The 12,680-nt window shown below is 43.0% G+C and carries 10 protein-coding genes and 1 rRNA gene; 6 read left to right on the top strand and 5 right to left on the bottom strand.

What is annotated here, in order from left to right; translation table 11 throughout:
- Positions 1-202 (bottom strand): 16S ribosomal RNA (locus tag L5M18_RS18840); the annotation flags it as partial.
- Positions 203-902: 700 nt separating this feature from the next.
- Between L5M18_RS18840 and L5M18_RS18835 the strand changes: the two genes are divergently transcribed.
- Positions 903-1,364: an RNA-binding protein gene (locus L5M18_RS18835; RefSeq protein WP_113941557.1), complete on the top strand. Its 462-nt coding sequence runs from the start codon at positions 903-905 to the stop codon at positions 1,362-1,364.
- Between the two features lie 36 nt (positions 1,365-1,400).
- Here the strand turns inward: L5M18_RS18835 and murI are convergent, their stop codons facing one another.
- Positions 1,401-2,225, bottom strand: a complete 825-nt coding sequence (murI, locus tag L5M18_RS18830; RefSeq protein WP_263198216.1) for a glutamate racemase — start codon at positions 2,223-2,225, stop codon at positions 1,401-1,403.
- A gap of 222 nt (positions 2,226-2,447) precedes the next feature.
- Between murI and trmA the strand changes: the two genes are divergently transcribed.
- Entirely contained in the window at positions 2,448-3,548 is a 1,101-nt protein-coding gene (gene trmA / locus L5M18_RS18825; protein WP_263198213.1) for a tRNA (uridine(54)-C5)-methyltransferase TrmA, read from the top strand.
- Positions 3,549-3,920: 372 nt separating this feature from the next.
- On the opposite strand, the gene L5M18_RS18820 is transcribed toward trmA, so the two are convergent.
- Complete coding sequence (locus L5M18_RS18820) at positions 3,921-4,724, bottom strand: hypothetical protein (protein ID WP_249555237.1); 804 nt, start codon at positions 4,722-4,724, stop codon at positions 3,921-3,923.
- Positions 4,725-4,899: 175 nt separating this feature from the next.
- On the opposite strand from L5M18_RS18820, the gene L5M18_RS18815 reads away from it, so the two are divergent.
- Positions 4,900-6,273, top strand: a complete 1,374-nt coding sequence (locus tag L5M18_RS18815; protein WP_263198211.1) for a hypothetical protein — start codon at positions 4,900-4,902, stop codon at positions 6,271-6,273.
- A gap of 323 nt (positions 6,274-6,596) precedes the next feature.
- Positions 6,597-7,265, top strand: a complete 669-nt coding sequence (locus tag L5M18_RS18810; RefSeq protein ID WP_263198209.1) for an inovirus Gp2 family protein — start codon at positions 6,597-6,599, stop codon at positions 7,263-7,265.
- Positions 7,266-7,393: 128 nt separating this feature from the next.
- Here L5M18_RS18810 and L5M18_RS18805 read toward each other — a convergent pair whose 3' ends face one another.
- Both L5M18_RS18805 and L5M18_RS18800 read right to left on the bottom strand, forming a co-directional pair.
- Positions 7,394-8,734 (bottom strand): sigma-54-dependent transcriptional regulator, encoded by a 1,341-nt coding sequence (locus tag L5M18_RS18805; protein WP_263198208.1) that lies wholly within the window; start codon positions 8,732-8,734, stop codon positions 7,394-7,396.
- On the bottom strand, positions 8,724-10,679 hold the full coding sequence (locus tag L5M18_RS18800) for an ATP-binding protein (RefSeq protein WP_263198207.1): 1,956 nt from the start codon (positions 10,677-10,679) through the stop codon (positions 8,724-8,726). Before L5M18_RS18800 ends, L5M18_RS18805 begins: the two co-directional genes overlap by 11 nt.
- 375 nt (positions 10,680-11,054) lie before the next feature.
- Here L5M18_RS18800 and L5M18_RS18795 point away from each other — a divergent pair, with 375 nt between their 5' ends.
- Entirely contained in the window at positions 11,055-12,320 is a 1,266-nt protein-coding gene (locus L5M18_RS18795) for an alpha-hydroxy-acid oxidizing protein (protein ID WP_263198206.1), read from the top strand.
- Positions 12,320-12,643 carry a c(7)-type cytochrome triheme domain-containing protein gene (locus tag L5M18_RS18790; RefSeq protein WP_263198205.1) on the top strand — a complete coding sequence of 108 codons (324 nt, stop codon included), beginning with the start codon at positions 12,320-12,322 and terminating at the stop codon, positions 12,641-12,643. The genes L5M18_RS18795 and L5M18_RS18790 overlap by 1 nt, the downstream gene beginning before the upstream one ends.
- Positions 12,644-12,680 lie beyond the last annotated feature (37 nt).

Below are 12,680 nucleotides of genomic sequence, written 5' to 3'. Positions count from 1 at the left end.
CCTCCTTTCCCCCGTAGGGCGTATGCGGTATTAGCAGTCGTTTCCAACTGTTATCCCCCTCGACTGGGCAGATCCCTAGGCATTACTCACCCGTCCGCCGCTCGCCGCCTCAGGAGTAAACTCCCTTGCGCTGCCGCTCGACTTGCATGTGTTAGGCCTGCCGCCAGCGTTCAATCTGAGCCATGATCAAACTCTTCAATTAAAGTTTTGTTGCTTCCGTCTTGCGACTTCAGCGGCTCAATGAATTCTACTGTTTTGATTCGCTTTGCTCACTAAGAAGCATCGCGTTTCACTTCATACATTACTGTATGTACATATTACTATGAACACTCAATCACCTTCCCGTTAAGGAGAATGACTTGAAAACATTGATTTAAATTTTTGGCTGCCAACCCGAAGGTTAAGCAGTTTCGATTAACTCAACACCTGTGAGTGTCCACACAGATTTGCTTGATAAATTGTTAAAGAGCGTTGACCACACACTGAGTTTTCAGCGGGTCAGGGCTGCGTATTTTACGCATTCCCGTTAGTGCGTCAAGTAGTTTTTTCAATTTTCTCAACACTCATCGTTTAGCTTACTAACCGATGAACTGCTTGGCTTTTTTTGCTTAACTTGCGTTACGCTGTCTGCCGTGTCAGTGGATGCGCATTATAGGGAGATTGAGAAAGTCCGCAAGTGCTTTTTATCGATCATTGAATCGCACGTCGATATTTTAAACGTTATGACCATTTTTTAGCTTATAAGCTCTATTTATCGGAGATAAGTAAGGTTTTTTATCTAATAATTGATAATTCACGCTCAATATTTCAGCAATGGTCTAGTGTAAAAGTAAATAATTCATTACCATATACTTGCTGTTAACAGTTATTTATCAATTTCCCATTCATCAGAGAGCATTCTTATGCAAAAGTCATTTCTTATTGTCTTGATTGTCGCCATTATTGGCGCAGTAGCACTATCTCAGTTCGCAACGCCATTATCAGCTATTGCTTTTGTCGCTGGCGCTATCATTGCAAGTCTTGTTTTTAAATTTGTTCCAGAGACTTCATCATCTCATGCTTCAGAAGAACAATATGTTGGCCCTACTATGACCTTATATGTAGGTAACCTGCCTTATCGTGTTCATGAGGGTGAAGTAAAAGTATTATTTGGCGAATTTGGTCCCGTAAACTCTGTGCGTTTAGTCAGAGATCGTAAGACGGGTCGTCGTAAAGGTTTTGGTTTTGTGGAGATGTCAGAATCAGGCGCTCAGAAAGCCATGGTTAAACTGAATGACTATAGTTTCCAAGAAAGAACCTTAAAAGTAAGAGAAGCAAAAACACAAGATTCGGAAGCTGCCGACCGTACAGGGACAGACGAGTAGCATTATCGCTTAAACTGTTTTGCTTTATTTTGTAATTTAGTTGGTTGTGGTGATTCGTTCGATAGTTGAAAAGCCACAATCAATTAATGTTGTTGTTAACCCTTCGCTGATTCCCACCTTAGTATAGAAAGCTTGCATCACTGACTCCCTTACGGCTTCTCTCTCATCTGTTACTCTGTGCTCTTCCACAATAAGATTCTGTTGCGTTAAAAGAGTAACAACTCGCTTAGCAATAGCAGCGCCAGAATCCATTAGTTTTACGCCCGCACCGAGAACTTGTTGTAATTCAGCTTTGATCATAGGGAAATGAGTGCAACCTAGTACGAGAACATCCAATTGTGCGGCAACGACTGGTGCCAGTAACTGTGCCAATCTATGCATATCCAACATTCCAGTCGCCACTTTTTGTTCTGCCATCATCACTAATTCAGAACAACCAAAGAGTTCGACATGGCAATCATCAGCAAATTGGCTGATGAGTTCATGGGTATAATGACGCTTAACTGTGCCAGGTGTAGCCAAGAGTCCAATACGTTTGCTCTTAGACATTAGAGCGGCGGGTTTAATGGCGGGGACAACACCTACGACAGGGACTGTAAGATGTGCACGTAATGCCGGTAACACAACAGTACTTGCAGTATTGCAGGCAACGACCACTATCATTGCATTGGTACGAGCCACAAGATCGCCTACTAATTCGACACAGCCAGAAATTAATACCTGCTCTTCCAGCTCACCATAGGGCAACCTAGCGTTGTCGAAAAGATAGCAATAGTCGCTATCGGGTAAACTCTTACGGATTTCAGCCAGTACAGATAGGCCACCAATCCCAGAATCAAACACTAATATAGGTCGCGACAAGCGAATCTCCAGTTTCGGATATATAAATAAACTATACAGATTGGACGCATTAACGATTCGATGGCTGCTTTACCGACGGAATCCAGCCAAATACCATAGAACCACATTCAAGTGCGCGGATTTTCCCATAGCTTTGCGAAAACCGCAAAAGCAAGATACTGGACATTCGTGTCACCTAGTATAATATTTGCGCCCCAATTTACAGCAACGGTGAATCAAACAATGAACTTAGCAGCAATGGACCCTCAGACTTATGATACGCAGTTAGAATACAAGCGTATCAAGCTAGAACAAGCCTTTGCCCAATTTGAAACACCGAGTGTTGAAGTTTTTGCCTCAGAGCCAGCTAACTACCGTATGCGCGCCGAATTCCGCATGTGGCATGATGGTGACGACTTATACTATTACATGTTCGATAAAGTATTGAATGAGAAAGTACGTTGCGATCAATACTTACCAGCTAGCGTACTCATCAATCAAATGATGTCGGCCTTAATCGCCGAGCTGAAACCGAATCCGAGTCTAAGGCACAAATTGTTCCAAGTGGATTTTTTGTCGACTTTAAGCGGCGAGATTTTAGTGTCTTTGCTTTATCACAGGCAGCTTGATGACCAATGGCGCGCCGATGCGGTTGCACTGAAAGCCAAGTTAAGTAGCCAGTTTAACGTCAACATCATCGGCCGTGCCCGTAAGCAAAAAATCGATTTAGATAAAGACTTTGTGGTTGAGTCATTACAAGTAAATGATAAAACCTTCTTATATAAGCAAATCGAAAACAGTTTTACTCAACCCAATGCCAAAGTTTCCGTAAAAATGCTGGAGTGGGCTATCGATGCGACTCAAAACAGTAAGGGAGACTTACTCGAGCTCTACTGTGGTAATGGCAACTTCTCTATCGCACTAGCGCAAAACTTTAATCGCGTATTGGCCACCGAACTCGCTAAGCCTTCAGTCGATGCGGCGCAATACAATATCGAAGTGAATGGTATTGATAATCTACAGATTATTCGTATGTCAGCCGAAGACTTTAGCGATGCCATGGCGAAGAAACGCAGCTTTAGACGTTTAGAAGGTATCGATCTTGACAGCTATGTTTGCAACACCATTTTTGTCGACCCACCACGCGCGGGGATTGATCCTGATACGCTGGCGTTAGTCCAAGGTTATGAGCGGATTTTGTATATTTCCTGCAACCCTGAAACCTTAAAAGATAACCTGCAACAACTGAACGAAACCCATAGAGTGACCCGCTTTGCCTTGTTTGATCAGTTCCCTTACACAGATCACATGGAAACGGGTGTACTGCTAGAGCGCATTAAATAAGGCTTTCTTACAGTTTAAACCATCAGAAAATCTATCTGGGTACGGCGCTGGGTACGGGAACCTTTAAAACGCTCAATTTCCGATAGCCTTTACTACCCAAAAGTCCACCAGCAACGCTGGTGGCGAAATCTTACTAATGCATAGTTTGGGCAAGCGAAGACAGACCATTAGTCTCTAAAATATTCAAAATCTATAGGGCTTGTGTCCAGTTAAGCTAGCAACTGATAGTAGTTTTGGATCTGAATATTTTAATTTAGAATAAAACCTTTATTTAACAATAGCTAGTATGTGCTTATTTGTAGTAATTCGCATTGATACCCACCGATATACCCACCATACGCTAATGCCTTAGCGAGATGATTCTTTGTTTGACTATTTGCTAGTCGTATTAGCTGATCTTGCTCGTTTTCTAGGGCGGGGATCTGAAGTCTGGTTTTGCTCAGTGCTTTCTTCCGATTCTGTAGCCTCTATGGGCTCCTCTAAGGGAAGTTCCACAATGTCGATTAAAGTATGGGCTCTAGTTGCTTGCATCAGATGGTCAGCAGTGAGCTTTGAGCGGTTTTTTACAGCTTTTTCAATGATAGCAAATAGAATTGATGAATTGTCTTTTACGGCTTGAAGTTCACTCTTTAGCGCAGTCACCTGTTTTTTTAAACGGTTATTATAGTTTTTCTGTAGATGAAGTTCACCACTAAGCTTCTTATCTGTAAACGACTGGTTGAACTTTATTTCTGCTTTTTTCGCTTTTTCTGTATTTTTAGCTTTGAGTTCTTGCTCCTTTAAACCGATGAGAAGCTTATAGTTATCATCGATGATAGACTTAAACAGTTGAATATTCGTGATTTTTGCCTCTTCTGCCATCTCCTTGAATTTGTTCTTATGCTCGATTGAAACACTGATGTTGAGCATCTTGGCTTTGCATGCAAGCCTCCTATTGTGTGCTTCCCATGCTTTTTCCATTTTTCGATAAAATTCGAAAGTGGCTCTTTCATTACTGTCTTTAAACCAATTGAAAAGCGTCGATTGAACTTCAAATATTGTTGGATTCTGGCTAAAAAAAATCCCTTTTTTGTAAAGGTATTTAGTCACCCAAGCCAGTAGCAATTTGTGCGTTTTGTTTCGGTAAAAGAAGTCAAACTTTGCTTCAAATTCGGCCTGGCGTTTAATGTCCATCATGCAAGAACTCATTATCACTTAGTGTTGATGAAGTAAATACTTTTTAAAACTTTATTTACTGTAAGTCTAACATTTTTTTGTTTAAAATTACTAGCAATTTACTAGTAATTTTAAATTGCAATTACCTACTGGTTATGGAAGTATTTATTAATAGTTTTCTATCATTGAAATTCAAATGAAGCGCTTACTTAGTTCGCTCAAAGGTGCCAAACCAGAATCCAGATTTTTTATTTCCCTATGGTTTAGATTTTTTGCACCTGAAGCAGGGGTCCCATTACCCGTAGCAGATATAGCAAAAAAGCTAGGCGTTTCTAAGAATGTTGTAATGTCGTCTCTTGCCTACATGACTACTGAAGGTTTTTTTGAAAGGAGTCACATTCATCTAGGAGTTAAGGCTGGCAGACCCACATCACTGTATTTTGCTACCAATAAACTGCTTGCTATTTTATGTGATGATGAACATACAAGATTTCACGCTGGTCTGATCGAAGAATTACATTTCAACAATCACCAACATTTGACGTTGAGCAATCGTTTACTGCTTTGTGTCTTCTTGCTTCACGCAAATGAGTACGGTTTGGTGGAAAACTTGGGATTCTCAGTCATTGCTCAGATGACTGGAATGAGTAATGACCAATTCAATTCACAGCTAGATAAGCTTTCTAGGCTTAGATATCTCAGGAAGTTGAGTTCTGGGGTCACTTCAAAGGTGATTTTTGGATCCAGGCCTTCAATTTATCTGCTAGATATTACAAATGAGCGGTTTTCTAGTGCAATATTCCGCTCCGTTACTTGTGAGCAAGCAATTTCTACTGAAGAGTATCAGCATATCCTTAAGAAATTGATTTCTATATCGAACAATGGCTTAGTTTCTTTCAGTCATTTACAACAGAAGGACGACGATGATAGCAAGACCATTAGGACGAATGCATATGCTCAGTGTAGAAAGCGATTCGCGATGGCAATCGGTATTGAAGGTGCTGAATCTAGTTGGATATTTTTTATCGAATTAGCTCGTATGCCTGCATTGAAAAAATTTTTATTCGAAAAAATATTGCTGACAGTGGCTCAATCAGCCATTTCTAGGAGAAAACTAAACCAAGAGTGGCTAACACAATTGAGTATCAGTTTCTGTCAGGAGCTACAGCCAGTATTTTTAAAACAGGGAAAAGTGTTGATTGGGAAAGATTATGCTGAAGATATTGATAAAAATAGCAAAAAAAGTCATGTGATTGAACGTGAATCAGGCGATGAGGTAGACCTGTTTGATACCACAGATTTGTGTGTATTTGCTGAGGTCTTAGTGAGATGTGTCATATTCCCAGCGGTTGAAACGCTGAAATACAAGACAGCTATCCTTAAGAAGCATTTCAAAGCGCCATTTAAATTTGCTTTTTTATTGGATGAAAAATCAGAAGACGTTATTGAGATTAAGCGCCCACTTGACATTTATTACTTATATCCTATCTCGAATGGTCCCTATGAAAAGCGGGTTTACATTGTAGATGGTGAAGTTCATCCGATTGAAACCAACGTGGGAATAGACTAAAAACTGCACAAAACCAATGATTTAATTGTCGAGCGATGTGAGATCTTATCGCCCTTGTTTACCCGATCTACTGCTCAATGATTGACGGGGATTTCAGTTATTGCGATTGTCTGTTTGTTAATACTGTTAGCCTATAGCTACATCTACTACTCAATAGTATCCACTCGACCAGTATCTCTAACACTACCTTATGAACATACAGGGTTAGCTGCCATCAAAGGCGAGCTAACCTTTGCAAGTGATATCAAGCCCTTTGGGGCTTTTGAGTTATAAATTACACAAACCCCATACGTTATGAACAATAACCAATATGGGATATCAATATGTACTCACGTCACACCTCAAACACTAACCTTACCGTCATCAGCAATGGCCAATACCAAGGCCTCAATGTTTATCCTAGGCCACTAAGCGCTGAATACTTAAACGCTATTTTACAGACCTTACAGGCAGCTCTGAATGAGCACCCTCGTACCTTTATGGTGCGGTTTGATTTGCATCTACCACAGCTCAATTTTCGCGACTCACCAACGGTTTATGATTCAATGGTGATCAGCAAGTTCTTTAAATCTCTGAACGCTAAAATCCAGAATGATAGGCTTATCAAGGGCCGTGAGGGTAAGCGGGTGCATCCTTGTACTCTGCGTTATATTTGGGCAAGGGAGCGAGCTGATGCCGATACAGACCATTACCATATCGCTATCTTCCTCAATAATGATGCCTATAACCATCTCGGTAATTACAATCGAAGTGGACAAAACTTGAGTACTAAGATTGTTGAAGCCTGGGCCAGTGCCTTGGGATTAGATAATTACAGTACGAGGCATTTGGTGCATTTTCCTGAGGATACGCCAGTTTACTATCTCAATCGTAATTCACCGAATTATCCTCAAACCTTTGCGAGTGCTTTCTTTCGCTTGAGCTATCTGGCCAAGCTAGAGACTAAGCATTATGGCGATAGAACACGTTCATTCGGTTGTAGTCATTTATAGGCATGACTGGCTTCAAATGAAACACTTAATGGAAATCCATTAAGTGTTTCATTATTAAAATTGATTAGAGATAGATATTTGGCATATCAGCTAGTTGAATATAGAGTGAGCAGCTTTTTCCGTTGGTATTAGTCTTGTTTACTTAAGCGCCGACTCAGGGCGCTTTGGGTGATCCCGAGTAGTTTAGCGGCTGTGCTCTGGTTGTTGTTAGTGCGAATGAGCGCTTCATGGATCAGTTGCTGAGTGGTTTCGCTAATGGTGGGCAGGTTTGCCGGAAAGACAATCCGTTCACTTTGAAGTCGCTGGTGGGGTTGTTTTAACACCTCAAAAAAGGGGGCTAAAGCCAGTTCTGGGCCGTTACTGATCCCTACCGCAGTAAAGGTTAGCGCTTTTAATTCGGCAATATTGCCGGGAAAGGCATAAGCTTCTAAGCGGTGGGCTAAATCGTCAGGTATAGCGAGGTAATCTCGACCTAACTCTTGGCAGGCTAGCTCATTAAAATGCTGTAATAACAAGCCAATATCGGCGGAACGCTCCCTAAGCGGTGGCAGTTTGATCCGTTGTGGCTGCAAGCAATACAGTAGTCCGTGGGAAAATGCTTGTTGCTCGAGTTGTTCCAGTGACACAGTGGTACTAAACAGTAGTCGACACTTAAGAGCAGTTTCCCGCAAAGACCCCTGTGGAAAATAACGTTTTCGCTGACACAGTTGGGCGATCATTCTTTGGATTTCTTCACTCGCGAAGGCTAGATTCTCGAGTAGCAAAAAGCCTGTACCAGCTATATCGAGCAGGCCAGGTTGATCGGCGATTCCAAATAGTTTTTGCTCCAACATTTGTACTGGCATATCGGCCAGTGACAGTTCTAATAATGGCAACTCTGAGCACACAAGTTGTTGTAGTGCCTCGGCAAAAAGGTGTTTGCCAGTACCGATTTCCCCTTCGATTAAAATGGGCTCGTGGCTGTCGTACAAAGTAGCGGCGAAGTTGAAGCAGTCGTGCATTTTTATATCTGTGGTGAGGATTTGATTGAATGCACTTAGGTTCCTACGGTTAAAGAAGCCGTCTTTAATTTGATGGTAACGCCGCTCTAGCCCAATGACTTCCATGGCACGGCGGACACATAGGAGCAATTGATCGGTCGAACTCGTTTTGGTAATAAAATCGTAGGCACCTTGTTTCATGCATTCTACCGCAATTTCAGTTTCGTCCAGTCCTGTTAGTACGATTACCCTGACATAGGGGGTATGTTCACGAATATCCCTCAGTAGTTGCCGACCATCGAGGGCTGGCATGTTGAGATCGAGTAACACCAGCGCAATATCGAAGTCGTTGATAAGATGTAGAGCCTGACGGCTATTTTCGCAGGTATAGGTCCTAGCTTCGGGAATATGCCGATTAAGCAACATGTCTATAGTGCGTAACCAACGGGTTTCATCATCGATGGCGAGAATATTGCGACTAAGCTTCATTGCATATTCCTAATAGTATTTTCATTTCGGTTCCAATATTGGGCTGTGAGTGGATAAGCCATTGGGCACCATGTTCAACAAGTATTTTGTTGGTGGTTGAGAGTCCAAGTCCGGTGCCGCCCTGCTCGCGGCGGGTAGTGAAAAAGGGCTCGCGAATACGAGCTTGTATATGAGGTGGCATACCGCAACCATTATCTATCACCTTAAGGTATATCCGTCCCTCTTCGAGTCCGGTTTCAATCGTCAGCAGCGGATTAGCTTTGTCCATAGCTAGACAGGCATTTTGGATTAGATTAATAAGCACCAGTTGGAGCTGCAACTCGTCCCCTTTGATAGTGGGTAGTTTTGGGTGAAGCGAAAGTTGTAAGTGTAAGCGTTTAACATTGTTATGAGTTAATCGTAACGCGGTTTCGACAATGTGGTTTAGCACTACAGGCTTAATATTATTAAGGCCGTAACGAGAGAAGTGCTTGAGATCATGTATGATACAACCGATTCGCTCGGCCGATTCTTGAACTGATTGACTTGTGTAATTAAGTTCCTCTAGCCCTTGATGTAGCTGCTGCGGCTGTGTGGACGAGAGCGGCAGCGCACGCTTAAGATCATCGATAATATCCTGCATCAGGCTCATTGATTGATTGATAAGCCCTACGGGATTATTGATTTCATGGGCAATGCCCGTGGTGAGTTCCCCAAGGGAGGCGAGGCGGGTCGATAGTTCGCTTGCCTGTTTTAACTCAAAGGGTTCAGTATAGTCTTCGATAAAGAGAGCGATCATATTGCTTGAGATTAAGTGTAAGTTGAGCTTCCAGCGTTTACTGTCTAGTGAAAATTCGACTAGTTGCGAGTCTTCACCGTTAAATCCTGACTGAATGAGCTGCGTTAGTGCTACCTGTGGATGCGCCTGCTTGAGCGTATCAGGCGCTAAAATCCATTGATACTTACCGTTTTGCCAAATTTTCTGTAGATGCTGGTCGATCAGGACCACGCCATAGGGTAAGCCGTCGAGCACAGAGTGGAATTGAGCTGAGACTCGGCTGATTTCTGCCTCTGCTTTTTGCCTTTGGCATAGTTCCTGTTTTAGAGATTTAGTTTTCTGTTTGAGCACTAAACTAATATAGAGGGTGATCAACAGGCCAATGATAGATATACCTGCAGCTAATAATGCGCCTTGAAGTAAGTCATTACGCACTTGTCCTAGCTCGATTTTTTCCTTACCGAACCCAACCCATTTATAGATTAAGTCATCGAAGTAACCACCGTGGTAATTTTGCTCTAGTACATCAGTCACTGCCTTAGTAAATACAGGATCCTTATCGGACATAACCAAATAAAACTGACTGAAAAATAATGGGTTACCAGCAGTTTTTGTCAACGGAAACAGCGATAATAATCGGCGAGCGCAGTAGAATTCTGCCAGCACGAAATCTACTTTACCTGCGGATAACAATTCAAATCCCTGCTCATTGGTGACAACTGGCACTTGGATAAAATCCTGTGGGTTGACTTTAAGATACATATCCACCGATGAGCCTTGCTTGATGGCGACACGTTTTTGAGCCAGCGCGGACCATGAATCGGCATTACCATCTGAGCGCCGATTATAGGCACTGATATAGGTTGGCAACAGTGGCAAGGCGGTATTGAGCCCGAGTGTTTCTCCCGCGGGAATATCAATCACAGCTAACTGGCGAGTCTTATTGGTGACCGAGTACAAGGTCTGCTCTAGGGTTTGGCGGTGGATAGTGAGATCGTATTGCAATTTTTGGGCAATTTGATGAGCTAATTCAATGTTAAAGCCAGTCTCTTCACCCGCCTCATTCTGCCACTCAAATGGTGGGGTATTACTATGAACATTAAAGATAAGGTCTTGCTGTGCTAATCCTTGGGCCGAGATTAGGCTTATTCCTAACATCATTCCCCGTAAATATTGCCAATAGCTCACTGAATACACACCCTTTCGCCGTTTGATTGCAGCTAACCATAAGCACTGTCGACACATAATGGCAGTTTGTTAATCCTTTTCTGCCAGTGATTTCACATTTAATTTATTTGGTTACATCAACCTATTTACCCTATTCAATTGAAAATAAAGATAATTAATTATTTTTTAGACGGTGGAGTTTAGTGAGTTATGCAAAAATGCATAATCGGGTGTGTAAGGTTCAAAATTTTGGGGGGTTAGGGATCTATAGCCAAATTTTGCCTTCGAGTGTTATCCCCTAGGAAATTGTGCACTGTAAATTCGAGGGCGTGAGCAAAACGCGTTAATAACTCCTGAAAAATTGAGCAACAAATTAAGAACGTAGGGGATACTTAGATGGATAATAAATTAGACCAAAATCGTCGTGAATTTCTAACCAAGGGCGCAGTGCTCGCTGCAGCTGCGAGCACGCTTGCCATGTCGGTTTCATCTTCGACCAATGCGGCGGGGGCATCTGTTGTCACTGCAGCGGCAACTGCAGATGCGTCCGAGGGACCAAAAGCCATCATGGGTTATGTTAAAGAACCTAAAAACTTAAAAGATGTGCTCAGTAACGCCCGTAAGATTATGGATACTTGCGCAGCATGTGACTTAGCAGGAGCTGGACGCTGTAATGGGAAAGGTCCCTGTGGTGAGTCGGTTCCTGGTATGGGCGGTATGCGTCAAAGCTTTGTGCGCAATATCGAAGCTTTCGAAGGTATGAGCCTCAATATGCGTAGCTTACACAATGTGACTAAACCCAAAATGGAAACTGAGTTACTAGGCGTGAAATTAACCATGCCAATCCTGACCGGTATTACAGGTGGTTTAACCTACAATATGGGGGCAGCCAACAAATTAGCCTTTGATGGCGAAGTTATGACAGAAGAAAAATATGCTCGAGGCATTATTGAAGGTGCGGCCAACGCTGGTTGTTTAGGTTGGGCAGCGGACGGTATTGGTGATCCACTAGATACATTCAAGCGTCGTTTAGAAGTGGTTAAAGAATTTAAAGGCCGTGCGGTTGCACAAATCAAACCCCGTACGCAACAGGAAATTTTCGAGCGTATCGATATCGTTCAAGATGCGGGAGCCCCTTTTTTTGCCATCGACATCGATTCTGCTGGCCGCGCAGCTCGCGCATTACCGGGTAAAACCGTTGAGCCCAAAGATCTGAAAAAGCTTAAAGAAATCGTTAAATACGCCAAGATCCCCTTTATGGCTAAGGGTGTAATGACGGTTGAAGAAGCCCTAATGTGCGCCGAAGCCGGTTGTGGTGCTATTGTGGTTTCGAACCACGGTGGCCGCGTACTGAGCTCAACTCCAGCATCTATGCATGTGTTACCTGCGATTGTAAAAGCGGTACGTGACCGCGGTTACAAGATGCCAATCCTAGTGGATAGTGGTGTACGTGATGGTGGAGATGTACTCAAAGCGCTAGCCTGTGGTGCCCAAGCTGTATTAGTCGGTCGTCCAATGTTACGCGCTAGCCTCGGCGGTGGTGTTAAAGGGGTTGAGATGCTGTTCAAACGTTTCCAAGATGAGCTTGAGTCAAGCATGGTGCTGACTGGCACTGCCAATGTGAATAACGTTGACCCATCGATCCTCATTCAGGAGGTTTAATGAATATCACCACAGCATATCGATTTGGTTTAGTCGCTGTGGTTGCCTCAATGTGGGTGTTGCCAAACGTGAATGCAACACCGTCTGAGCAGGACAGGCAATATGGCGGTGGTGGTAAGGGCGCGGTGGTTTTCTCCTATGAAACCCATGCTCGAAATGGTTTTTACACTTGTCAGGCATGCCATAGCACCGATAGCGAAAAAGCTCTTTTCGAGACACAGCGTTATAGCTTCACCATGAAAGACCACAACAACGGTAAGTACTGTTGGGCTTGCCACGATGATAAAACCGCAGGTCGTGAATGTAATAGTTGTCACTATTGATCCTTACGCAACTATGGGAGAGGAAGTCCCTTGGGCT

Origin of the sequence: Shewanella sp. SM20 (assembly GCF_025654545.1) — a bacterium.
Taxonomy (GTDB): domain Bacteria; phylum Pseudomonadota; class Gammaproteobacteria; order Enterobacterales; family Shewanellaceae; genus Shewanella; species Shewanella oncorhynchi.
This window is presented reverse-complemented; position numbering and strand designations above follow the sequence as displayed.

Excerpts from the sequence above, each read along its gene's own strand:
- trmA (WP_263198213.1), top strand. The coding sequence starts at position 2,448 with ATGAACTTAGCAGCAATGGACCCTCAGACTTATGATACGCAGTTAGAA.
- L5M18_RS18835 (WP_113941557.1), top strand. The coding sequence starts at position 903 with ATGCAAAAGTCATTTCTTATTGTCTTGATTGTCGCCATTATTGGCGCA.
- L5M18_RS18790 (WP_263198205.1), top strand. The coding sequence starts at position 12,320 with ATGAATATCACCACAGCATATCGATTTGGTTTAGTCGCTGTGGTTGCC.
- L5M18_RS18795 (WP_263198206.1), top strand. The coding sequence starts at position 11,055 with ATGGATAATAAATTAGACCAAAATCGTCGTGAATTTCTAACCAAGGGC.
- L5M18_RS18805 (WP_263198208.1), bottom strand. The coding sequence starts at position 8,734 with ATGAAGCTTAGTCGCAATATTCTCGCCATCGATGATGAAACCCGTTGG.
- L5M18_RS18810 (WP_263198209.1), top strand. The coding sequence starts at position 6,597 with ATGTACTCACGTCACACCTCAAACACTAACCTTACCGTCATCAGCAAT.
- L5M18_RS18820 (WP_249555237.1), bottom strand. The coding sequence starts at position 4,724 with ATGATGGACATTAAACGCCAGGCCGAATTTGAAGCAAAGTTTGACTTC.
- L5M18_RS18815 (WP_263198211.1), top strand. The coding sequence starts at position 4,900 with ATGAAGCGCTTACTTAGTTCGCTCAAAGGTGCCAAACCAGAATCCAGA.